This is a genomic window from Massilia sp. BGA-UO-ETr-WB1 (genome assembly GCF_059567845.1).
The window spans coordinates 548,734-570,326 of sequence record NZ_JCAQOT010000021.1; the positions used below are offsets into that span (position 1 = coordinate 548,734).

21 protein-coding genes and 1 pseudogene are annotated in these 21,593 nt (G+C 65.9%); 11 read left to right on the plus strand and 11 right to left on the minus strand.

All coding sequences use genetic code 11. The features are described 5' to 3' along the window. Positions 1-59: 59 nt before the first annotated feature. The 3 genes from hemH to AC56DV_RS07175 are packed head-to-tail and all read right to left on the minus strand — an operon-like array spanning position 60 to position 3,828. Entirely contained in the window at positions 60-1,169 is a 1,110-nt protein-coding gene (hemH, locus tag AC56DV_RS07165; RefSeq protein ID WP_496313598.1) for a ferrochelatase, read from the minus strand. A 56-nt stretch (positions 1,170-1,225) separates the two neighbouring features. Next, positions 1,226-2,893, minus strand: coding sequence for a DNA repair protein RecN (recN, locus tag AC56DV_RS07170; RefSeq protein ID WP_496313599.1), 1,668 nt, complete (start codon positions 2,891-2,893; stop codon positions 1,226-1,228). A 32-nt stretch (positions 2,894-2,925) separates the two neighbouring features. Then, on the minus strand, positions 2,926-3,828 hold the full coding sequence (locus AC56DV_RS07175; RefSeq protein ID WP_496313600.1) for an NAD kinase: 903 nt from the start codon (positions 3,826-3,828) through the stop codon (positions 2,926-2,928). A gap of 205 nt (positions 3,829-4,033) precedes the next feature. On the opposite strand from AC56DV_RS07175, the gene AC56DV_RS07180 reads away from it, so the two are divergent. Next, positions 4,034-4,414 (plus strand): VOC family protein, encoded by a 381-nt coding sequence (locus tag AC56DV_RS07180; RefSeq protein ID WP_496313601.1) that lies wholly within the window; start codon positions 4,034-4,036, stop codon positions 4,412-4,414. 10 nt (positions 4,415-4,424) lie between these two features. Here the strand turns inward: AC56DV_RS07180 and AC56DV_RS07185 are convergent, their stop codons facing one another. Then, on the minus strand, positions 4,425-5,357 hold the full coding sequence (locus AC56DV_RS07185) for a DUF3667 domain-containing protein (protein WP_496313602.1): 933 nt from the start codon (positions 5,355-5,357) through the stop codon (positions 4,425-4,427). Between the two features lie 149 nt (positions 5,358-5,506). On the opposite strand from AC56DV_RS07185, the gene AC56DV_RS07190 reads away from it, so the two are divergent. From AC56DV_RS07190 to gloA, 4 genes are all read left to right on the plus strand, one after another. After that, entirely contained in the window at positions 5,507-5,764 is a 258-nt protein-coding gene (locus AC56DV_RS07190; protein WP_496313603.1) for a hypothetical protein, read from the plus strand. Positions 5,765-5,777: 13 nt separating this feature from the next. Then, positions 5,778-7,115, plus strand: a complete 1,338-nt coding sequence (locus tag AC56DV_RS07195; protein ID WP_496313604.1) for a PQQ-dependent sugar dehydrogenase — start codon at positions 5,778-5,780, stop codon at positions 7,113-7,115. A gap of 70 nt (positions 7,116-7,185) precedes the next feature. Then, positions 7,186-7,689 (plus strand): PRC-barrel domain-containing protein, encoded by a 504-nt coding sequence (locus AC56DV_RS07200; protein WP_496313605.1) that lies wholly within the window; start codon positions 7,186-7,188, stop codon positions 7,687-7,689. 107 nt (positions 7,690-7,796) lie between these two features. Then, the gene (gene gloA, locus AC56DV_RS07205; protein ID WP_496313606.1) at positions 7,797-8,210 is read left to right on the plus strand and encodes a lactoylglutathione lyase; all 414 of its coding nucleotides are present in this window, start codon (positions 7,797-7,799) and stop codon (positions 8,208-8,210) included. 28 nt (positions 8,211-8,238) lie between these two features. On the opposite strand, the gene AC56DV_RS07210 is transcribed toward gloA, so the two are convergent. From AC56DV_RS07210 to AC56DV_RS07240, 7 genes and pseudogenes are all read right to left on the minus strand, one after another. After that, on the minus strand, positions 8,239-10,362 hold the full coding sequence (locus tag AC56DV_RS07210; RefSeq protein WP_496313607.1) for a TonB-dependent receptor: 2,124 nt from the start codon (positions 10,360-10,362) through the stop codon (positions 8,239-8,241). A gap of 24 nt (positions 10,363-10,386) precedes the next feature. Next, positions 10,387-10,905, minus strand: a complete 519-nt coding sequence (locus AC56DV_RS07215; RefSeq protein ID WP_496313608.1) for a TonB-dependent receptor domain-containing protein — start codon at positions 10,903-10,905, stop codon at positions 10,387-10,389. A 154-nt stretch (positions 10,906-11,059) separates the two neighbouring features. Next, positions 11,060-11,152 (minus strand): annotated as a pseudogene (locus AC56DV_RS07220) (sigma-70 family RNA polymerase sigma factor); the annotation flags it as partial. A gap of 235 nt (positions 11,153-11,387) precedes the next feature. Then, positions 11,388-12,704, minus strand: coding sequence for a TolC family outer membrane protein (locus AC56DV_RS07225; protein WP_496313609.1), 1,317 nt, complete (start codon positions 12,702-12,704; stop codon positions 11,388-11,390). 26 nt (positions 12,705-12,730) lie between these two features. Continuing rightward, a complete protein-coding gene (locus tag AC56DV_RS07230) occupies positions 12,731-13,054 on the minus strand; it encodes a rhodanese-like domain-containing protein (RefSeq protein WP_161070910.1) in 324 nt (107 codons plus the stop codon). Between the two features lie 17 nt (positions 13,055-13,071). Then, positions 13,072-13,722 carry a protein-L-isoaspartate O-methyltransferase family protein gene (locus AC56DV_RS07235; protein ID WP_496313610.1) on the minus strand — a complete coding sequence of 217 codons (651 nt, stop codon included), beginning with the start codon at positions 13,720-13,722 and terminating at the stop codon, positions 13,072-13,074. 149 nt (positions 13,723-13,871) lie between these two features. Further along, positions 13,872-14,534: a TetR/AcrR family transcriptional regulator gene (locus tag AC56DV_RS07240; RefSeq protein WP_496313611.1), complete on the minus strand. Its 663-nt coding sequence runs from the start codon at positions 14,532-14,534 to the stop codon at positions 13,872-13,874. A 924-nt stretch (positions 14,535-15,458) separates the two neighbouring features. Between AC56DV_RS07240 and AC56DV_RS07245 the strand changes: the two genes are divergently transcribed. The 6 genes from AC56DV_RS07245 (at position 15,459) to AC56DV_RS07270 (ending at position 21,582) form a co-directional block, all read left to right on the plus strand. After that, complete coding sequence (locus tag AC56DV_RS07245) at positions 15,459-16,133, plus strand: hypothetical protein (RefSeq protein ID WP_496313612.1); 675 nt, start codon at positions 15,459-15,461, stop codon at positions 16,131-16,133. Then, complete coding sequence (locus AC56DV_RS07250; RefSeq protein WP_496313613.1) at positions 16,126-17,343, plus strand: cation:proton antiporter domain-containing protein; 1,218 nt, start codon at positions 16,126-16,128, stop codon at positions 17,341-17,343. Before AC56DV_RS07245 ends, AC56DV_RS07250 begins: the two co-directional genes overlap by 8 nt. Further along, positions 17,336-18,544 carry a YbdK family carboxylate-amine ligase gene (locus AC56DV_RS07255; protein WP_496313614.1) on the plus strand — a complete coding sequence of 403 codons (1,209 nt, stop codon included), beginning with the start codon at positions 17,336-17,338 and terminating at the stop codon, positions 18,542-18,544. Before AC56DV_RS07250 ends, AC56DV_RS07255 begins: the two co-directional genes overlap by 8 nt. A 10-nt stretch (positions 18,545-18,554) precedes the next feature. Further along, the gene (locus AC56DV_RS07260; protein WP_496313615.1) at positions 18,555-19,217 is read left to right on the plus strand and encodes a response regulator transcription factor; all 663 of its coding nucleotides are present in this window, start codon (positions 18,555-18,557) and stop codon (positions 19,215-19,217) included. After that, on the plus strand, positions 19,193-20,611 hold the full coding sequence (locus AC56DV_RS07265; RefSeq protein WP_496313616.1) for an ATP-binding protein: 1,419 nt from the start codon (positions 19,193-19,195) through the stop codon (positions 20,609-20,611). The genes AC56DV_RS07260 and AC56DV_RS07265 overlap by 25 nt, the downstream gene beginning before the upstream one ends. A gap of 209 nt (positions 20,612-20,820) precedes the next feature. Then, entirely contained in the window at positions 20,821-21,582 is a 762-nt protein-coding gene (locus AC56DV_RS07270) for a serine hydrolase (protein ID WP_496313617.1), read from the plus strand. Positions 21,583-21,593 lie beyond the last annotated feature (11 nt).

Below are 21,593 nucleotides of genomic sequence, written 5' to 3' on the forward strand. Positions count from 1 at the left end.
CTGGCACTCACCGCCGGCAAGTGCTGATTATCACTTGAACAGCACCGGCCGGGCGACTGTCAGTTTTCCGCACCAAGCTTGAGGGCGGCCGCGCGCGCGGCTTCGCCTTCTTTCTTGAGGGCATCACGCTGCGGCTGGGCCATCATGGTCGGCCAGCCTATCATGTGCTGTTCGGCGATCTCGGCCAGGGCGGCGATCCAGCCGGGCGTGGCGTTCAGGCAGGGGATGTAGTGGAATTCCTTGCCGCCGGCGGCCATGAAGTCGTGCCGCACCTCCATCGCGATTTCCTCCAGGGTTTCCAGGCAGTCGCTGGTGAAGCCGGGGCAGATCACGTCCACCCGGCGCACGCCGTCGCGCGCCAGCTGCTGCACGGTGGGCGCGGTGTAGGGCTGCAGCCACTCGGCCTTGCCGAAGCGGGACTGGAACGTGACCAGGTACTGGTCCGGCGCGAGTTTCAGCTTGGCCGCCAGCAGGCGCGCCGTTTTCAGGCATTCGCAGTGGTAGGGGTCGCCCAGCAGCAGGGTGCGCTTGGGCACGCCGTGGAAGCTCAGCACCAGTTTTTCCGGCCGGCCGTGCATATCCCAGTGCGCCAGGATGGATTCCTGCAGCGCCTGGATATAGCCGTCGTGGTCGTGATAGTTGCGCACAAAACGCAGTTCCGGCAGGTTGCGGATCTGCCGGTAGTGGGCGAACACGGCGTCGTAGATGGAGCCGGTGGTGGTGCCGGAGTACTGCGGATAGGCCGGCAGGATGGCCACGCGCTCGCAGCCGTCGGCCTTCAGGCGGGCCAGCACGTCCGGCAGCGACGGCGAGCCGTAGCGCATGGCCATGGCGACGGTGACGTTGTCGTGGCCGCGCTCGCCCAGCGCGGCGCGCAGCAGCAGCGCCTGCTCCTGGGTGTTGACCTTGAGCGGCGAGCCCTCGCGGGTCCAGATCGACGCGTATTTTTTGGCCGACTGGCCGGAGCGGAACGGCAGGATGACCAGGTTGAGGATGAACCACCAGACGGCGCGCGGGATTTCCACCACGCGCGGATCGGACAGGAACTGCTTCAGATAGCGCCGCACCGCCGGGCGCGTGGGCGCGTCCGGCGTGCCGAGGTTGACCAGCACCACGGCGCTCGAGCCGACGCTGCCGTGGGTGTGGGGTGGTTCTTTTTGGAAGGCCATAGGTCGCGATGACGGGAAACGGACCTGCCATTATACGGGGGCCGCGTGGCGGCGGGCTACGACGCCAGCAACTCCCGGGCGTGCTTGCGGGTGGTGGCGGTGATTTCCAGGCCGCCCAGCATGCGCGCCACTTCTTCCACGCGGGCTTTGCTGTCGAGCACGTCGATGCGGGAAGCGGTCTTGCCGTTGTCCAGCGTGCCCTTGGCCACCTGGAAGTGCTGGCCGGCCTGGCTGGCCACCTGCGGCAAGTGCGTCACGCACAGCACCTGGCGCGCCTGGCCCAGGCGCTTGAGCAGCCGCCCCACCACCTCGGCCACGCCGCCGCCGATGCCGCTGTCGACTTCGTCGAAGATCAGGGTCGGGGTGGTGGTGGCGTTGGAGGTGATGACGGAAATGGCCAGCGCGATGCGCGCCAGCTCGCCGCCCGAGGCCACCTTGGCCAGCGGACGCGGCGCCACGCCGGCGTGGCCGGCCACCAGGAATTCCACCTGCTCCAGGCCGCGCGCGCCCGGCTCGCACGGGTTGAGCGCGATGTCGAAGGCGCCGCCCGTCATGTTCAGTTCCTGCATAGCCTGCGTGACGGCGGCGGCCAGCCCCTTGGCGGCGGCGGCGCGCGTGGCCGACAGCTTGCGCGCCACGTCCATATAGGCGGCCTTCAGCTTTTCCTCCTGCCGGCGCAGGCCGTCCAGGTCGCTGACGTCGGCCAGCTGGCGCAGCTTGGCCGACAACTGCGCGTGCTCGTCCGGCAGATCGTCCGGCGCCACGCGGAATTTGCGCGCGGCAGAATGCAGCGCCTCCATGCGCGCGTCCACCTGGCGCAGGCGGTCCGGGTCCAGCTCCACCCGGTCCAGGTAGGTGTTCAGCGCGTACACGGATTCCTGCAGCTGGATGCGGGCCGATTCGATCAGGTCCACCGCGGGCTGCAGCTCGGTGTCGATGGCGGCCAGCTTGCCCAGCTTCTGGCTCAGCGAACCGAGTTGCGAGACGATGGGATGGTCTTCCGATTCGGACATGGCGGCCAGCGCTTCCTGCGCGCCTTCCAGCAGGCTGGCGGCGTGCGACAGGCGGCTGTGCTCGTTGGAGATGTCCTGCCACTCGCCGGGCTTGGCGGCCAGCTTGTCCAGTTCGCCCACCTGCCACTCCAGGCGCTCGCGCTCGTAGGCCAGGTTGGCGGCATTGGTTTCGTATTCCTCCAGTTGCCGCGCCAGCGCGCGCCAGGCCTTGTGGGCGGCGGCCACCGCCTTCAGATCGTCGGCGGCGCTGGCCTCCTTGATGCCGGCCTGGTTGTCCAGCAGCTCGCGCTGCGCGTCGGTCTTCAGCAGCGACTGGTGGGCGTGCTGGCCGTGGATGTCGACCAGCATGTCGCCCAGTTCGCGCAGCTGGGCGGCGGTGGCGGCCACGCCGTTGATGTAGGCCTTGGAGCGGCCCGCGTTGTCGATCACGCGGCGCAGCAGCGCGCCGCCCTCGTCGCTGGCGAATTCGTTGGCGGCCAGCCAGGCGGCGGCCTGTTGCGTCACCGCGAAGTCGGCCGTGATGTCGGCCTTGGGCGCGCCTTCGCGCACCACGCTGGCGTCGCCGCGGCCGCCCAGCGCCAGGGTCAGCGCGTCGATCAGGATGGATTTTCCGGCGCCGGTTTCGCCGGTGAAGACTGTGAAGCCGGCGGAAAATTCCAGTTCGATGGTGTCGACGATGACGAAGTCGCGGATGGACAGTGTACGAAGCATGGGCAATAGCAGAGTGAAGTTAGACCAGTGAGTTAGACCAGCTTGCCGTCGGTGGACGGGTATTCGTTCCAGTGCAGCTTTTCGCGCAGCGTGTTGTAGTAGCTCCAGCCTTCCGGGTGCAGGAAGGTGATGGCGTGCGGCGAGCGCTTGATGATGATGCGGTCCTGCGCCTGCAGGCTGGCAAAGGTTTGCATGTCGAAATTGACGGTGATGTCGCGCCCGCGCACGATCTCGATCTGGATCTCGCTCGAGTCCGGCAGCACGATGGGCCGGTTCGACAGCGCGTGCGGCGCGATCGGCACCAGCACGATGCCGCCCAGCGTCGGATGCAGCAGCGGGCCGCCGGCCGACAGCGCGTAGGCGGTGGAGCCGGTGGGGGTGGAGATGATCAGGCCGTCCGAGCGCTGGTTGTACATGAAGTGGGTGTCCACATCCACCCGCAGCTCGGCCATGCCGGCGCCGGCGCCGCGCGACACCACCACGTCGTTGACCGCCAGGCCGACATGGATTTCCTTGCCGTCGCGCCGCACGCTGCCTTCCAGCAAGGTGCGCCGCTCGGCCTGATAGCTGCCGGCCAGCATCTGCGACAGGATGGGCAGCATGCCTTCCAGCGGAATGTCGGTCATGAAGCCGAGCCGGCCCTGGTTGATGCCGATCAGCGGCACGTCGTACGGCGCCAGCTGGCGCGCCAGGCCCAGCATGGTGCCGTCGCCGCCCATGACGATGGCCGCGCTGGCGTGCCGGCCGATCTCGTCCGGCGTCATGGCCGGGTAGCCCCGCATGCCCAGGTGGGCCGCCGTTTCCGCCTCCAGCACAACGTTGTGGCCGCCCTCTGTCAGGAACGCCAGCAGGCTGCGGACCGGGGCTTCGATGCCGGCCGTGTTCTGCCGGACGACCAGGGCGATGGTGTTGAATAAGGCGTGCGTGGCGGGCATAGATCTCTCGGTCTTGATTAGGGTAGCAACTTGGGGTGGCAACACCAGTCAGAGTAACCGATAATGCAGCCTTCTGCCATGCATCCGATGCATACAAATACGCACACAAGTACTGTATATGCAAACAGTATAAAACGGCGGGCGGCGGAGCGCAAGCAAGATTGCACCAAGAATAACAACAACCATTTTGAACAGGGAGAACGGCATGGCAAAAGCATTGGGCGTGGGCGGCGTCTTTTTCAAATCGCGCAACCCGCAGGCGCTGATGACGTGGTACCAGGCCCACCTGGGCTTCCCCGGCGAGTCCACCGACTACGCCTCCTTCTTCCCCGGCGCCATGCCGGCCGGCGGCTGCACCGTGTTCAGCCCCTTCAAGGACACCACCGGCTACTTCGCGCCGTCCAAGCGCGAATTCATGTTCAACCTGGTGGTGGACAACCTGGACGAGGCCCTGGCCCAGGTGGTGGCCGGCGGCGCCGAACTGGTGGGCGACCCGCAGAGCTTCGACTACGGCCGCTTCGGCTGGTTCATGGACCCGGACGGAAACAAGGTCGAGCTGTGGCAGCCGGCCGTGATGCCGGAGTAGGCAGCCTTGCCTAGTGCGCCGTGGCCACGCCGGCGCCCATGGCCAGGGTAATGGCGATGGCCAGCGAAATGCAGTGCGCCGTCATCAGCGCCATCCAGCGCAGCGCCGTGACGGTCCTGCTGCCGCCATACACGCGGCGCATGGCCCACGGCAGATAGCCGACCAGCCAGCACAGCAGCACGAAGGTGAAGAAATTATCTTCCGGGATCAGCTTGATCGCCGCGAACATGACGAAGGCAAACGAACTGGTGTGCAGCGCAAACAGCAGGTGCTCGCCGTAGCGCCTTCCCGACCCCAGGTACAGCATCTTCAGGTACAGCGCGAACAGCGGCATCAGCGCGAACATGGCGTACGGCCCATAGCGGAAGAAGCCGTCCGACAGCGCCTCGCCTTTGCGCTCGGCGGGCAGCTTGTCGAAGTTCTCGATGGCGTCGGCCAGGCGCGGCGACTTGGAGCGCACGGTGTCCTGCAGCATCACGTCGCGGCCCTCCTGGTCCTTGACCGTGCCGTTGACAACGATTTCCCGGCGTATGCCCGACGCCTCCTGCCTGACCGACTCCGCCACCTCGGCGGCCGGCCGCGGCGCCTTGGCGTCCAGGTTGATCACTTCGGTATTGGTGAATTTGAGCAGCGCGAAAAACAGGATGCTCAGCGTCAGGTACAGGCGCAGCGGTTCGACGTAGCGCTTGCGGCGCCCGGCCAGGTATTCATTGGTGAGCGCGCCCGGGCGGAACAGCAGGCGCGTGAAAGTGCCCCACAGCCGCCCTTCCAGCGCCACGTAGTGGCCGACGAACTCGTGCGCAAACTCCATGAAGCTGGGCGCATGGGTGCGCGTTTCCTGGCCGCAGTTGTGACAGTAGTTGCCGCTGATGTCGGCATTGCAGTTCAGGCAGTTGGCGGGCACGGCGTGATGGTACTGGCTGTCGGCGAGTTCGGGCTTCACGGCTGAGTTCTCTTATGGGCAAACGGAACAGCAGGAATGTTACCTGAGTTCATGCCAAAGATGCATTATTTCAATAAAGTTCAATTGCGCGACTGCGCACCGTTCGCGGCGCTAAGATGGTTCCTCAATGCCGACAAGGGAGGCCGATCATGGTTACCGAAGCCAAAGACCGCCAGGTCAACACCGCTGCGCCGGCGCGCAGCGACGGCGGCAAGCGCCTGCCGCACGAGCGCGACGAGTCGCCCGAAGGCCATCCGCCCAAAGCGCGCAGCATCATCCGGCAAGCTGCCAGCGACCTGGAACAAGGCCTGGTGGACACCGACCTGCACGGCACGCGCGGCGTGGAAAAAGTGCAGCCGCGCGCGCCCGGCAAAGCCCAGCCGCAAGCCGACGTGAAACAGGATTAAGGGAAAGCCGCCCATGAGTTCGAACGTCCAACCGATCCGCCCGGCGCTTGCCGTCACCGCCTTTTCGATTGCCGCGCTGCTCGTCATGGCCAGCGCAGCCGAGGCGCAGCAATATCCGCCCGGCTTCGGTCCGCAGCCCGCGCTGCCCGCGCCCGAACGCTCGCTGATTCCCACCGTGAACGTGGCGCCGGTGGCGCGCTGGACCGCCAGCGGGGCGCCGGTGCCGGCGGCCGGCTTCACGGTGCGCGCCTACGCCCGGGACCTGGACCATCCGCGCTGGGTCTACACGCTGCCCAACGGCGACGTGCTGGTGGTGGAAAGCAACGCCCCGCCCAAGCCGGAGGACGACAAGGGCATCAAGGGCAAGATCATGAAGTCGCAGATGAAGAAGGCGGGCGCGGTCACGCCGTCGGCCAACCGCATCACGCTGCTGCGCGACATCGACGCCAACGGCGTGGCGAAAACCCGCACCGTGTTCCTGAAGAACCTGCACTCGCCGTTCGGCGTGGCGCTGGTGGGCAAGGAGCTGTACGTGGCCAACACGGACGCGGTGGTGAAATTCCCCTACCAGGAAGGCCAGACCGAGATCACGGCCGCGCCGGTGAAGGTGATGGACTTGCCGGGCGGCCCGCTGAACCACCACTGGACCAAGAACATCATCGCCAGCCCGGACGGAAAATACCTGTACGCCACCGTCGGCTCGAACAGCAACGTGGGCGAGAACGGCATGGACAAGGAGGAAGGCCGCGCCGCCATCTGGCAGCTGGACCTGGCCACCAGCAAGGCCAAGCTGTTCGCCACCGGCCTGCGCAATCCGAACGGCATGGCCTGGCAGCCGCAAAGCAAGGCGCTGTGGACCGTGGTCAACGAACGCGACGAGCTGGGCAACGACCTGGTGCCGGACTACCTGACCTCGGTGAAGGAAGGCGGCTTCTACGGCTGGCCCTACAGCTACTTCGGCCAGCACGTGGACGCGCGCGTCAAGCCGCCCAAGCCGGAACTGGTGGCCAAGGCGATCGCGCCGGACTACGCGCTGGGCGGCCACACCGCCTCGCTGGGCCTGGCGTTCTATGAAGGCCAGCTGTTTCCCGAGCGCTACCGGAACGGCGCCTTCATCGGCCAGCACGGCTCGTGGAACCGCAAACCGCACAGCGGCTACAAGGTAGTGTTTGTGCCGTTTGCCAACGGCCAGCCCTCCGGTCCGCCGCAGGATTTCCTGGCCGGTTTCCTGAACCGGGAAGGCAAGGCGCAAGGCCGCCCGGTGGGGGTGGCAGTGGACAAGAGCGGCGCGCTGCTGGTGGCCGACGACGTCGGCAACATCATCTGGCGCGTAACGCCGAAGGGCAACTGAAAGAGCACGCATGACGGGCAACCTTTTGCCGGTTTTTGCCCGGCCGGCCTTACTCTAATTGGAGACGACAATGAGCTATCTGGACCGAGACACTTTTGGCATTTACCGCGACACCGACAACGGCCCCGGCCCGCGCCTGATGGGGGCCGACACGCTGATGGGTGAAGACGTGTACAACCGCATGGACGAGGACCTGGGCGACATCAAGGAGATCATGCTCGACATGCAGACGGGGCAAGTGGCGTATGCGGTGCTATCCTTCGGCGGCATCCTGGGCATGGGCAACAAGCTGTTCGCCGTGCCCTTCCAGGCGCTGGAGCTGGACACCGTGAACAAGCGCTTCATCCTGGACGTGAGCAAGGAGCGCCTGGAAAACGCCCCCGGCTTCGACAAGGACAACTGGCCGGACATGGCCAGCGCCGAGTTCAGCAACCAGATCCACAGCTACTACGGCACCACGCCCGGCGCCGGCTACCGCACCGCCAGCGGCAGCGTGATGGGCTCGGGCAGCAGCACCCTGCAGAGCGACCTGGGCGGCACCGGCTACAACCCGAGCAACCCCGGCAACCGCTAAGCGACGGCGCTGGGCACAACGCTGAGCACAACGCTGAGCACAACGCTGAGCAGCGCCAGCACGATCGCGGCAAAGCGCATAGAATCCTGCTTTTAACGAGGATTTCTATGCGCATACTGCACACCATGCTGCGGGTCGGCGACCTGCAACGCTCCATCGATTTCTACACCAAGGTGCTGGGCATGACCTTGCTGCGCACCAGCGACAATCCCGAATACAAGTACACGCTGGCCTTCGTCGGCTACGGTTCCAATCCCGACCACGCGGAGCTGGAACTGACCTATAACTACGGCGTCACCGAATACGAGCAAGGCACGGCCTACGGCCACCTGGCCATCTCGGCCGACGACATCGTCAGCGCCTGCGCGGCCGTCAAGGCCAACGGCGGCAACGTCACGCGCGAACCCGGCCCGGTCAAGGGCGGCAGCACCGTGATCGCCTTCGTCACCGACCCGGACGGCTACAAGATCGAACTGATCGAGCGCAAGTTCGACGCCGCCGGCGCCGGGCTGCACGCCTAAGCGCACAGCCGGCCCCGGCGCGGCCCGCTCAGAAGTCCGTGGTGGCCGAGAGCAGCAGGCTGCGCGGCGCCCCCGCCGTGAGCGTGCCCCAGGTGGACGCGCCGGACCAGTAGGTTTTGCCGCCGGCATTGCGTAGCGTGGCGCGCAGCACCACCTTGTTGCCGCCCACCACCGTGCGGTAGCGGGCTCCGGCATCGAAAGTTGTCCAGGCCGGCAAGCGCTGGCTGTTGGCCGGGTTGGCGTACTGTGCGCTGTTGTGCAGCATGCCGCCGGTCAGGGTCAGGCCCGCCAGCTGCGGCACATCCCACTCGGCTTGCGCGCTGAGCTGGAGATCCGGCACGCCGACGGCGGTCTTCCCCGCCGTGGCGGGATTGCCGGTCTTGCTGAGCTTGGCGTCTATCCAGGCCAGCCCGCCGTGCAGGCGCAGGCCGCCGGCAACCGCGCCGTAGGCGTTCAATTCCACGCCGCGGTTGCGCTGCTCGCCGTCCACGCCGAACACGGTGCCGCTCATGAAGCCGCCCGGGCGCGTGATCTGGAACGCGCTCAGGCTGGTCATCAGCCGGCCATGGTCGACCTTGACGCCCACCTCGCGCTGCCTGGCCTTGTAGGGCGCGAACACCTCGCCCGCGTTGCTTGCCGTGCCGGGCGCGATGTCGCCCTTGCTCAAGCCTTCAACGTAATTTCCGTACACCGCTACCCCGTGCGCAGGCTGGACCACCACGGCCACCATCGGCGTGACGGCGCTTTCGCCGTAGCGCGCCGTCACGGCGCCGGCAAGCGAGTAATTGTCGGAGCGCACTTCCTGTTTGCGCAAGCCCAGCATCAGCTGCAGGCGCTCGCCGAACCAGGACATGGTGTCGGACACGGCGGCGCCGTTCAGCCGGTTGGTGGAACGCAGCGGCAGCGCGGCAGGCGCGGCCACGGCCTGCGCCGGCCGTTCGGCCGGCCGGTAGATATTCGACGCGTAAGCCTGCCCGGCCACCGAGCCGGTGCCGTAGCGGTCGTCGTAGCGGCTCCATTGCAGCGCGAGCCGGTGTCGCACGGCGCCGGTGGCGAAAGCGGCGCGCAGCCCCGCTTCGCTGGCGTCGCGCTCGATGTCGAAGCCGGCCCGGGCCGGCGCCACGCTGGTGTCGCCGGCGGCGTTGACGATGGACGGCGTGTTGAACAGGCGCTGCACGTCCGAGCTGGCCGCGCCGTGGCTGGCGAACAGGGTCAGCGCGCGCGCCGCCTGGTACTCGGCGCGCAGCAGCGCCGAGCGTTCGGTGCTGTCGTACCATTCCCAGCGCTGGGTCAGGTTGCGCCGCCCGCCGGGCGCCTGCGGCACGGCCAGGCCGGCGCCCAGGAACGGCCGCCGCGTCGGCGCGTCGACCTGCTCGCGCTGGTCGATGGCGTCCAGCGTGACGCGCAGGCGCTCGTCCTCGTAGTCCAGCGCCAGCGCGCCCATGCGCGCGCGGCGCGACTGGTGGTCGAGCGCGGTGTCGCCGTCCTGCAGCGTGCCGTTGAAGCGCGCGCCGAACTGGCGCTGCGCGCCGAAACGGCGGCTCAGGTCGACGTGCCCGCCCAGCTGCGAACGCGACGACAGGTCGGCCCGCACGCGGGTCAGGTCGGCGCTGGCGCGCTTGGGCACCAGGTTGATGCTGCCGCCCACCCCGCTGTTCGGCGACATGCCGTACAGCATGGCCGCCGGGCCTTTCAGCACCTCGATGCGCTCGGCGTAGTCGGCCATGAGCCGGTAGTTGGGCGCCACGCCGTACAGGCCGTCGAAGGCGATTTCGCCGATGTTGTTGTCACCCAGCGCAAAGCCGCGCACGAAGAACGCGTCCGCCACGTCGCCGCCCGGCGCCGTGCTGCGCACCGACGGGTCCAGCCGCACCATATCGGCCACGGTGGCGGCCTGCTGGTCGGCGATGGCCTGGGCGGTGAAACTGCTGAGCTGGAACGGCGTGTCCATGGTGTCGACGTTGCCGAGCAGGCCGAGGCGGCCGCCGCGCGCCAGCTGGCCGCCCGCGTACGCCTGCGGCAGCAGGCCTTCGGCCTCGGCCGTGACGGTTACCTGGGGCAGGACGTGGTTGTCCGGTGCAGGGCCGGCGGCCATTGCCGCCGTTGCGGGGCCCATCGCGGCGGCCAGGCCGCACAGTAGATTGATGCGCAAATCAAACTCCAAGAAGAAGATGGGTTACCAGCGATAAGCCAGGCTGGCGCTGGCACGGCGGCCTTCGCCGTAGTTGCAGCTGCCGGAACCGCAGGCCAGCGCCTGCTTGTTGCCGAGGTTGGAGAAGTTCAGCGCCAGCAGCCAGGGGCCGGTCCGGTAGCCCAGCATGGCGTCGACCACGTTCACCGCCGGCACGCCCGCGCCGGTGCCGTTCACGTCCGCATAGCTGCCCACGTGGCGCGCGCCCAGGCCGGCCTGCAAGCCGCCGCCCAGCTCGCCGTCCGCCCACACCGACGCCTGGTGGTAGGGCACGTACTCGGTGCGTTTGCCGACCTCGGCCGGGTTCAAGCTCCTGGTGGTGCGCGCATCGGTGTAGGCGTAGGACGCGATCAGGTTCAGGTAACGGCCGATGCGGCCCTTGGCTTCCAGTTCCACGCCGCGCGCGCGCACTTCGCCCAGCTGGCGCCGCAGCTGCGGCTGCGCCGGGTCGCGCGTCAGCACGTTCCGCTGGGTCAGCTGGTAGGCGCTGGCCGACAGCAGCACGCCGTCCGGCGACAGCTGCCAGCGCCCGGCTCTCGGGGCAAGGGCTGGCCTGGCCGGGCTGGGCGGCCAGCGCGTCGAGATAGGCGCGTTCCATGGCTTGGCGCTGCAGCTGGTTGACCATCAGGCCGTGCGCCACCGTGCTCAGGAAGGCGCGCGGCTCGCGCACTTCGCTCCAGTCGAGCGGACGGCCGAGGATGCGGACGAAGGTGTCCTGCGCCACGTCGGCGGCGTTGTCGGCGCAACCCATCTTTTTGCGCAGCCAGCCGCTCAGCCAGCCGTGGTGGCGGGCATATAAATCGGCAACAGGATCGTGTGCGGCGGCAAGGCCCAAGCCAGACTCCGGGACAGAGGGGAATGTTGGCTTGCCAAGGCCGGCTGGCTACATAGGAATGATTCTCATTATCATCTTAATCAAACTGTCTGTCAATAAAACAAAAAACCCCGCAGATGCGGGGTTTTCGTCGGAGGAGGCAAGCCGCAGCTTACCTCACCAGCAGTTCGTTGATCGGCACCAGGTCCGCTTCCTTCAGCGTGCCGGCGGCCGACTTCAGGCGCAGGCCGTTCATGATGGTGTCGTAGCGGGCGCGCGACAGGTCGCGCTGGGTGGAGTACAGCTGGCGCTGCGCGTTCAGCACGTCGATGTTGATGCGCACGCCCACCTGGTAGCCCAGCTTGTTCGAATCGAGCGCCGACTTGCTCGACACTTCGGCCGCTTCCAGCGCGCGCACCTGCGCCAGGCCGCTGTTCATGCCCAGGAAGGCGGTGCGCGCGTTCTGCGCGGCGGCGCGGCGCGTGGCTTCCAGGTCGTTGCGCGCCTTGTCTTCCAGCGCGATCGATTCGCGCACCTTGCTGGTCACGGCAAAGCCGTTAAACAGCGGCACGTTCCACTGCACGCCCACCGCGTTGGTCTTGGTGATGCCGGACGCGGTCACGCTGTCGCGGCCCTTGCTGGCCACCAGGTCCAGCGTCGGCAGGTGGCCGGCGCGGTTGCGCGAAATGTCGCGCTTGGCGATTTCCAGGTTCAGCTGCGCGCCCACCACGGCATAGTTCTGCTGCTCGGCCGAGGAAATCCACGGCTCGATGGCGGCCGGCTGCGGCGCCGCCATGGTGACGCCGGTGCGCAGCGTCGACAGCGAGGCCGGCGCGGTGCCGATGATCTGCTGCAGCGCGTTGCGCTTCACTTCCAGGTCGTTGATGGCGGCGAACTCCTGCGCCACCACCAGGTCGTACGCCGCTTGCGCTTCGTGCGTGTCGGTGATGGTCTGGGTGCCGACCTCGAAGTTGCGCTTGGCCGAGGCCAGCTGCTCGGTGGTGGCCGATTTCTGCGCCTGGATCGACGACAGGTTGTCCTGCGCGGTCAGCACGTCGAAATAGGCTTGCGCCACGCGGGTGATCAGGTCCTGCTGGGCCTGCGCGAACACGGCTTCCGTGGCGGCCTGGCTCAGCTTGCTCTGCTGGTAGCTTTCCCAGCGGTCCCAGCGGAACAGCGGCTGCGACAGGCTCAGCGACCACTGGTTGCGCGAATTGTCGCGCGGGCCGCTGCCGGAGAAAATACTGTCGGACTTGTCCTCGAAGTCGCCGGTGACCTTGGTGCTGGAGCCACCCAGGCCGATCACCGGCAGCAAACCGGAGCGCCCTTGCGTCGTCCTTTCCTGACCCGCAGCAAGTGCAGCGCGCGCGCTGGCATACGTGGCGTCGTTGGCGAGCGCCTGCTGGTACACTTGGATGAGGTCGGCCGCCTGTGCGTTTATGGTCAACAGTGCGCTGCTGATCAGCAAGGCGATTAAGGGTTTCTGCATTGCGTTCTCCGTGGAATCAATAACAATTAGTATTTTGGCATGGCACTGTCGACCTGAACAGCCCACGCATGTATGCCGCCCGTCAAATTCGTGATCTTGCCGAAACCGTTGCGCTCCAGGAAAGCCGCCACCTGCATGCTGCGCGCGCCGTGGTGGCAGATGCAGACGATGGCCGCGTCCTCATCGAGGTCGTCGATGCGGGCCGGGATGGAGTTCATCGGCATCAGCGTGGAGCCGGCGATATGGCAGGTTTCGTATTCCCAGTTCTCGCGCACGTCCAGCAGAAACGGGCTGGGGCGCGCTTCGTCGGCCAGCCAGTCGGCCAGTTCCAGCGCAGTAATGTGTTGCATGCGGCGCTCCCGTCCGGTCAGAACGTGAACTGCGACGGCTTAGCGGCCGATTGCAGCGGCTTGACGTCGGTTTCAAACAGTTTCTTCTGCTCGTAGCCGTCCGAGGTGCGGGTCACCAGCACGCCCGACATGACCGGCGCCTCGCCCACTATGGCGAAGATGCGGCCGCCCACCTTCACCTGGGACAGGAAAGCCTCCGGCAGCTTGGGCACCGAACCGGACAACACGATGACGTCGAACGGGGCGCCGTTGGCCCAGCCCTGCGCGCCGTTGCCCAGTTCCACGGTGACATTGGTGACGCCGGCGGCGGCCAGGTTCTGCTCGGCCTGCGCTTTCAGTTCCGGCACGATCTCGACGGTGGTGACGTGGCGGCCCTTGTGCGCCAGCAGGGCGGCCATGTAGCCGCTGCCGGTGCCGATTTCCAGCACGTTTTCATGTTTTTTCAGCTGCACGTCCTGCAGGATGCGCGCTTCCAGCTTGGGGGTCAGCATGGCTTCGCCGTGGCCCAGCGGGATTTCCGTGTCGACGAAAGCCAGGTTCTTGTGGCTGGCAGGGACGAAGTTCTCGCGCTTGACCACGTTCAGCACCTCCAGCACGTCCACATCCAGGACGTCCCATGGACGGATTTGCTGTTCGATCATGTTGAAGCGGGCTTGTTCGATATTCATCTTTAAACTCGGTGAAGGATTAAATAATCCGTCATTTTATCGTTGAACTGGTCAGGACGGCATATTAACGATATCGGCGACGGACTGAGGGAAATTGCGACAGTCTGCAGATTCGGGGGGCTGAACGCGCAAAAACCGCCCCGGCCTGCTCATTTTTGCGGCACGCCGGGCGCAGCGTCCGGGGCCAAGCCGCGCAGGGCCAGGTCGAGGAAGGCGGCCATGTACCGGTCCGGGTCGATGCTGCCGCCGCCGCCGCAGGGCAGGAAGGCGTTATTCCACATCATCAGCATCAGCACCGGGGCGCTCAGCACCGGCATCATCACCTGCGGGTCGTGCGGACGGAATTCGCCGCGCGCCAGGCCGCGTTCCAGCACGCGCACCAGCAGCGCGTTGCCGCGCGCCACCACCTCGTCTTCATAGAAGCGCACCAGTTCCGGGAAATTTCCGGACTCGGCCATCATCAGCTTGGTGATGCCGGCCAGCTTGGTGGCGCCAACGTGGTCCCACCAGCGCATCAGCATTTCGCGCAGCAGCGCGTTGCTGGGCGCGTCGGAGGCGGCCAGGTCCAGCTCGGCCTGGCCGATCGCCTGGCCGATGGTGGCGCGCACCACGGCCTTGAACAGTTCTTCCTTGTTTTCGAAATACAGGTAGAGCGTGCCCTTGGACACGCCGGCGCGGCGCGCCACGTCCTCCAGCCGGGTGGCGGCGAAGCCGCGCTCGACGAACAACTCCAGCGCCGCCTCCAGCAATTCCTGCGGGCGGGCGTCCTTGCGCCGTTCCCAGCGCGGTTTGGTGTCAGTCGAAGCTTGCATGGGGATAGTGATGTGTTGCCATCTTACTTACTTTTGAGTCATTTATATTAGTCGTCAGACATGCGACCGTCAAGCGCCGGACGTCGGACGACATATGAGCTTGCATTAACGACACATGAGCTTGCACTCGACGACAGATATTTACCGCTGTACTAGGAATACACAAGCCTTAGCTTTTGGCTTCTGCGTCACTACCAGTAGTAAAGTGAGCGCCCCATCTCTTCCGCAGACGCAGGAGATGTTGATTTGCGCCGAAAAATGACCCATCTCTGGAGTGAACCCCTCGACACCGATCCCGACACCATGGACTATGAAGCGGAGTTGCTGTCATCCCAGGCGAATCTGCGCGCCTCGTGATCGACGCGCTGGGCGGCAGCGCAGACACTAAGTGACTGCTAATTGTCGACCAGTATCATTGCCTCCAAGTGCCGCCGACGATCGGCTCGGGCGCTGGACTCTGTGGATCAAGGTACTGATTTGTCGACTCAATCGAAAATGAGCGCATGGCGGCAACGGAGGCACCCTCACTGGGACGTTGTTGCCCGAATGCTTACGGCATGCTTCGCATGCATGGCCAGCACAGCTTGGTCAGCACCGTCAGGGATCGACACGTCAGCGCAGGTGGTCACGGACATTCGCTATTGGGCCGAGGACCGCCTACGCGCTTGTCCGCATTCGACAGCGGTCGCTAGCGCCGCCCCGCTTGGCTGGCGGCAGTCGGAGGCCGTTTGCGCTTGGCGCAACCTTTTGCAGGTGCGCCGATGGAACAGCGATGCCGACGACGGTTCCGGCTGCGTCAGCCCGCAGGCACGATGGTGGGCTTGGAGCCAGGCAGCCGAGCACGCTAACACTCCGCGTTCATCCAATCACCAAGCATGGCAGGCGGCATGGCAGGCCCAAAGTGTGATACCGCCCGCGACGCAAGTGCTGCGGGTCGTCGTGCTTCAGCGTGTGGCAGGCGGCGGCTGGCGCGCCACCGAATGGCGCTGGACCCCATCGGAGCGGGCGGCCACCCGGGCCTGGCAGACGCAACGCTGGCAAATTCTCCTTGATGCTGCCCGTGCGCTGCAGCCTGCCCAGGCGCGCCCCAACGCCAGCCAGGAGATCGATCAGCTGATGGCTGCATGGGAACGCAATCTGAACGGCCGCGCCGGTGAGGTCGCCCCTGGCGCCTGGCGCTGGGAGAGCGGCACCGTCTGCATGACGGTCGATCTCGTCGGCATGAGCGCAGCACAACCCCATCTCCCGCACGCCGCCAACGAAGGGCGCCTTGAGCAGCGTGCCGCGATGCAGTTACGCCTCGCGCGGCGCTATCCGGGGGCGCAGTGGATCACGCCATTCAGACTCCTGCCACGCCCGCTCGCGCCGGATGACGGCGGGGCTGTCTACGAGGCAGTCTGGCTCGACGGCCGGCAGTTGCGGGGACAGTTGTGGCTGCCTCGAAAAGCGGATGGGGCCGTCGCTCGCTTGCGCATCTCGGCGCCCTTGCCGTCGAGCGACAGCAAGCGTGCGCGGGATGCCGACATCGAGCGACTGGCCGGCGCGATCAGCCGCGAACTTAGTGGCATCGCCGCGACCTGGAAGGTCAGCAATGAATGACGATTTGAACGCGCTGCAACTGCTGCTGCTTTCCCCGCTCGCCATCATCGGTGCCGGCCTGTTGCTGTCTCAGGTGCTGGGATTGGCCCTGCAAGCGCGCGGCTTGCCCAAGCTATATGGCGCGGTCATCGCCGGCTTGCTGCTCGGCGTCAGTGGAGCAGGGTTGGTTGACCAGCCCTTGCTGGCACAGTTCCAGGAGTTGTTCAACGCCGCGTCTGCCTTGGTTCTGTTTGAGGTGGGCCGGAAAATGGATCTGGTCTGGCTCTGGCGTTGTGGCCGCCAGGGTGCGAGCTTGGCAGCTGCCTGTGTCTTGCGCGGCGCAGGCGCCGCCGCTTGCCTTGCGTTAGTGGGGCTGGAGTGGAACGAGGCTTTCCTCGTCGCCGCCATCCTGATCGCGGTGAATCCCGTGGTCTTCGCCTCCATGGTGGCCGATGCGAATGCCAGCGGCGTCGCCACTTTCGCCGGCGGCAACATGGTCGGCCTGAGCAACCTTGTTGCGCTGCTGGCGTTGTCACTGGCGCTCGCCTGGAACAACAACGGCATCGACGGCGCCATGCTGCCGGGATTTGCCAGCGAATTGTCCCGGCAGGGGGTGAAACTGGCGGCGGGCGCCGGCATTGCGCTGCTATGCTATGGCTTGTATACCGCCACCGCCCGCTTGTGCAAGGCCAGGGCCGCCACGCGCCCACCCATGCTGCTGGCAGCGCTGTTGATGGATCTCGGCCTGTGCTCGGTCAGTTCGGCCAGTGCCCTGCTGTCGCTGTTATTGATGGGCCTGCTGCTTCGCAATGCCGAAAGCCGCGACAACGTGTTTCAGGCCCAGATCAAGACCGGCCAGGAAATCGGCTATGCGCTGCTGTTCATGATGTCGGCTTCACTTGTCGAACTCAGGCAGCTGATGCAGTTGCCCACCTTATTCGCCGCGCTGGCGGTGTTCCTGTTCGGCATTGTGCTGACACGGGCGGCGCTGGTACCCGCGCGCGCCTGGAGCGCACGGAAGAAGAACGCGCTGGCGGTGTCGCTGTGCTCGCTCGTTGGTTTCGGCTCGTTGGTGGTCGATACTTCCCTGGCGGGCCCGTCTGGCATGAGCGAGCAAGGCGCGGCAATCATGGCCGCGCTGTTGGCACTGAACGTTCTGCTGGCGCCGGGTCTGACCTGGCTCGGCCTGCGTATGGCTGGGGAAACCCATGAGGGAGAAAGCTATGATTAGCGATACCGGCGCAACGGCCACGCCGCTGGACATGGCCATAGCAGGCGCCGGTCCCGCCTTCTTACCACCTTTCGCCGCCTCGGCCCTGGGCTCGATGGGTATCGAACTCGAGCTGATGGTGCTTGACCGCCTGAGCTACGATTTGCTGCCGGCGGCCCCGGAGATTTTGCGCCTGCTCGATATGCAGCAAAAAACTTGGGTGGCGACACCGGAAATCACCACGTCGATGCTGGAGGTGGCGACCTCCGTGCTGCACGGCTACGACGAGGCCGCAGTGCAGCTGGAGGAAATCCGTAGCAGCGTCCAGCATGCCGCTTTCCAGGTCGGGGCCGCTATTTCCGGCGGCGGTGCCCATCCCTTCCAGCGCTGGAATGAGCAGCGCATTTATCCAAAGGCGCGCTATCGGGAGTCAGCCAGAAAGTTCGGTTATCTGGCCAAGATGTTCACGGTGTTTGGCATGCATGTGCACATCGGTGTGTCGAGCGCCGACGAGGCGATCCGCACCTGTGCCTGGCTCACCCAGCGTGCGCCCTTGTTCATTGCCCTGTCCGCCAACTCGCCATACTGGCAAGGCGAAGATTCCGGCTTCTGCAGCGCCCGCAGCAATGTGGTCGGCGCTTTTCCGATGAGCGGTGTGATGCCGCCGCACATACGCAGCTGGGACGCGTTCACCGCCCATTTCGACTATCTGGCAGGCCACGGCATCGTCAACAGCATCAAGGATTTCTATTGGGATGTGCGTCCCAAACCGGAGTACGGCACGGTCGAACTGCGTGTGCTCGATACGCCGCTGCGACCAGCCTATGCCGCCGCGCTGGCAAGCTATGTGCGGGAACTATGCATCGAGGTGCACGCGCTTCCCGGCCGCTGGCCGGCCGAGGGGGCCGAGGAGCTGTATGTCTGGAACCGCTTCAATGCAGCGCGCGACGGGGTGGACGGGCGCTGGATCGATCCCGAATCCGGGAAAGCGAGACCGATCCGTGAAGTGATCGAATCCGATCTGGTACGCCTTAGTGCGCGCACGCGGGACCCTGGCTTCGCGGCAGCCTGCCGTATGATTGTGCAATTAATGGACGATGGCGGCCAGGCCCGGTGGTTGACCTCCCATATGGGGGCGGGCGCCGGCGTCAACGACATCGCCCGCATCGCCAGCGAAATGTTTGCGATGCCGCACACCGTGGCGCCGCACGACAGCGAGTAAAGGAAAAAGCATGCGTGTGCTGCTCGCCGAGGACGACCGCATGATAGGCCATGCGGTGCAGCAGGCCCTGCGCGAGGCCGCCTACGCGATCGACTGGGTACGCGACGGCCAGAGTGCCCTCGCTGCGCTGGGCGCGCAGCCCTACGACATGCTGCTGCTAGACCTGGGCCTGCCTGCGCTCGACGGCATGGACGTGCTGCAGCAGTTGCGCGCGCGCGGCAATCCCGTGCCGGTTCTGGTGCTGAGCGCGCGCGACGCGACCGGGGACCGGATCGCCGGCCTGGACACCGGCGCCGACGATTATCTGGTCAAGCCTTTCGAGATCAGCGAATTGCTGGCGCGCATGCGTGCGGTCGCGCGGCGACAGGGCAACGTCGGCAGTCCGCTACTGACCAATGGGCGCTTGGCGCTCGATCCAGCCACGCGCATTGCGACCGCCGCAGAGGTGTCCGTGCGCTTGACGGCGCGCGAATTTTCACTGCTGCAGGCACTGCTGGCGCGGCCCGGCGCGATCCTGTCGCGCGCCGAATTGGAGGCCAAGATTTACGGATGGAATGAGGAAGTCGAGAGCAACGCAGTCGAATTCCTCATTCACGCGCTGCGCAAGAAACTCGGCGCTGAGAGCATCAAGAACGTCAGGGGGGTGGGATGGATGGTATCGAAACAGGTGTAGCGCCCTCGCTGCAGACCAAGCTGTCAATCTGGCTGGCGATGGCCATTATCAGCATCGCCGCAGCCGCCGCGCTGCTGTCGTTCTTAACGGCGGTGGATGAGGCGCATCAGTTCCAGGACACACAGCTGCGGCAGACCGCCTTGCTGATCGGCCGTCTGAACGCGGTGTCGTCCAGCGCCGCCGTCAATACCCAGATGAGCGAGATCAGGTTCGAGCAGCGCGTCGTGATGCGCTTCCTGAATGGGCCGGCCGGCCTCAATCGACACTCACGCGCCCCAGTCTTTTCCAACGCGCTGGTGGACGGCCTGCAGACCGTCTCGGTGGGTTCTGAGCGCTGGCGCGTATTTGTCACCACCACGGCCAATGGCGCGCGGCTCGCGCTGGCCCAGCAAACCTCGGTGCGCGATGCTTTGGCGCGCGCGCGCGCCACCCGCACACTGCTTCCTTACCTGATACTGGTGGTGGTCCTGCCGCTACTGGTGGCAGTACTGGTGCGAAAGATGTTCAGACCGCTGACCACCCTCGCGGACGGCCTGGGCCGCCGATCCGAACACGACCTCGGTCAATTGGACGTGGTCGACCTGCCGTCCGAAGTGAAGCCCTTCGTGTTGGCGATCAACCGCTTGCTGTCGCGAGTGGGGCGTTCGATGGCGCTGCAGCGGCGCTTCGTGGCCGACGCGGCGCACGAGTTGCGTTCGCCCTTGACCGCCATGTCGCTACAGGCCGAATGGCTTGCGGGGGCAGCCCTGCAGCCGGACGCGGCCGCCCGGTTGGCCGCGCTGCGCGACGGCCTGACGCGCACGCGCGTCTTGCTCGATCAAATGTTGGCGTTGGCCAGAACCCAGGAGTTAAGCGTGGAAACGAAGCAAACAATCTCTCTGCAATCGGTGATCCGCGAGGCGCTGGAGGATCTGATTGCGTTGGCGGCGGAGAAAAACATCGACGTCGGCGTGGTCGGAAGCGATGACGTGCGCGTGCGCGCGCACCATCTGGATTTGACGGTCCTGGTCAAAAACCTGATCGACAACGCGATCCGCTACACACCTGATGGCGGCAGTGTCGACATCGCCGTCCACAACGGGCCAGGCCAGGCCGCATTATGCATCGACGACAGTGGGCCCGGCATTCCTGAGGGCGAGCGCGAACGGGTTTTCGACGCTTTCTACCGCGTCTTGGGCAACGGCCAGATGGGCTCCGGCTTGGGCCTGTCGATCGTCAGCACCGTCGCGGCCAGCATGGGGGCCAGTGTGGCACTGTCAACTGCCCCCCCGCCGCATGGCGGACTGCGCGTCATCGTGGCGTTTCATCGGGCGGGTGGAAGAGCTGAGGCCGCCGGCCGGGAAGGCGGCGTTGTCGATGCCGGCACAGATACTGCGGGGGAGGCTCGCGCATGAAGCGGTACGCTTGGCCAGTTCCTGTGCTGCTATCCCTGTTTTGCGCTCTGCTATGGCCGACACCCGGCGACGCAACGCCACGACATGTCGCGCAGCCGCACAGCAAGCGCTTCCAGGCGCCTTCGCACGGCATTCGTCTCATCAAGCCGCGCCTTCGCGCACCTGCCGAAAAGCGGCCACGCTACCGGACCCGTTCTACGCGGCCTATCATGGGTCTCCTCAAGCTGCGTTCCAGTGCAGCGCTGATGCTCGATCCTGGCACCGGCCAGGTACTGTTTGAAAAAAATGCCGGTCAACTCATGCCGATTGCCTCGATCACCAAACTGATGACGGCCGCCGTGGTGCTGGAATCGAGGCAGGACTTGTCTGAACTGCTGACAGTCACACCGGAGGACATCGACCGGGTCAAGTTCTCGTCCTCCCGTTTGCGCGTCGGCAGCCGTCTTACCCGTGCCGACATGCTCCACATTGCCCTGATGAGTTCGGAGAACCGTGCCGCCTCAGCATTGGGCCGGCACTATCCCGGTGGGCGCGTGGCCCTGGTCGCGGCCATGAACACCAAAGCCAGGTCGCTGGGCATGAAACGGACGCGCTACGTGGATGCCACCGGCCTGTCCAGCGCCAATGTATCGACACCTTCCGAACTGGCCAAACTGGTGGTCGCCGCTTCGGATTTGCCCCTGATCCGCAGTTATACCACCACGCGCGCCCACGCCGTGATGCAGGGAACGCATGCCACCAGCTACCACAATTCGAACCGTCTCATCGCCAGCCGGCGCTGGAAAATCGCGCTGCAAAAGACCGGCTACATTAACGAAGCGGGACGCTGCATGGTCATGCAGACGGTCGTGGCGGGCCGTCCGGTCGTGATGGTCCTGCTGGGCGGCCAGGGCAAGTATGCACGCGCCACCGATGCCAACCGCTTGCGTGCCTGGCTGGAACGCAAAGTGGCGCACCGCACCTGGAATTAAGCGTCAGGAAA

Excerpts from the sequence above, each read along its gene's own strand:
- hemH (WP_496313598.1), bottom strand. The coding sequence starts at position 1,169 with ATGGCCTTCCAAAAAGAACCACCCCACACCCACGGCAGCGTCGGCTCG.
- recN (WP_496313599.1), bottom strand. The coding sequence starts at position 2,893 with ATGCTTCGTACACTGTCCATCCGCGACTTCGTCATCGTCGACACCATC.
- AC56DV_RS07175 (WP_496313600.1), bottom strand. The coding sequence starts at position 3,828 with ATGCCCGCCACGCACGCCTTATTCAACACCATCGCCCTGGTCGTCCGG.
- AC56DV_RS07180 (WP_496313601.1), top strand. The coding sequence starts at position 4,034 with ATGGCAAAAGCATTGGGCGTGGGCGGCGTCTTTTTCAAATCGCGCAAC.
- AC56DV_RS07190 (WP_496313603.1), top strand. The coding sequence starts at position 5,507 with ATGGTTACCGAAGCCAAAGACCGCCAGGTCAACACCGCTGCGCCGGCG.
- AC56DV_RS07195 (WP_496313604.1), top strand. The coding sequence starts at position 5,778 with ATGAGTTCGAACGTCCAACCGATCCGCCCGGCGCTTGCCGTCACCGCC.
- AC56DV_RS07200 (WP_496313605.1), top strand. The coding sequence starts at position 7,186 with ATGAGCTATCTGGACCGAGACACTTTTGGCATTTACCGCGACACCGAC.
- gloA (WP_496313606.1), top strand. The coding sequence starts at position 7,797 with ATGCGCATACTGCACACCATGCTGCGGGTCGGCGACCTGCAACGCTCC.
- AC56DV_RS07225 (WP_496313609.1), bottom strand. The coding sequence starts at position 12,704 with ATGCAGAAACCCTTAATCGCCTTGCTGATCAGCAGCGCACTGTTGACC.
- AC56DV_RS07230 (WP_161070910.1), bottom strand. The coding sequence starts at position 13,054 with ATGCAACACATTACTGCGCTGGAACTGGCCGACTGGCTGGCCGACGAA.
- AC56DV_RS07235 (WP_496313610.1), bottom strand. The coding sequence starts at position 13,722 with ATGAATATCGAACAAGCCCGCTTCAACATGATCGAACAGCAAATCCGT.
- AC56DV_RS07240 (WP_496313611.1), bottom strand. The coding sequence starts at position 14,534 with ATGCAAGCTTCGACTGACACCAAACCGCGCTGGGAACGGCGCAAGGAC.
- AC56DV_RS07250 (WP_496313613.1), top strand. The coding sequence starts at position 16,126 with ATGAATGACGATTTGAACGCGCTGCAACTGCTGCTGCTTTCCCCGCTC.
- AC56DV_RS07255 (WP_496313614.1), top strand. The coding sequence starts at position 17,336 with ATGATTAGCGATACCGGCGCAACGGCCACGCCGCTGGACATGGCCATA.
- AC56DV_RS07260 (WP_496313615.1), top strand. The coding sequence starts at position 18,555 with ATGCGTGTGCTGCTCGCCGAGGACGACCGCATGATAGGCCATGCGGTG.
- AC56DV_RS07265 (WP_496313616.1), top strand. The coding sequence starts at position 19,193 with ATGGATGGTATCGAAACAGGTGTAGCGCCCTCGCTGCAGACCAAGCTG.
- AC56DV_RS07270 (WP_496313617.1), top strand. The coding sequence starts at position 20,821 with ATGGGTCTCCTCAAGCTGCGTTCCAGTGCAGCGCTGATGCTCGATCCT.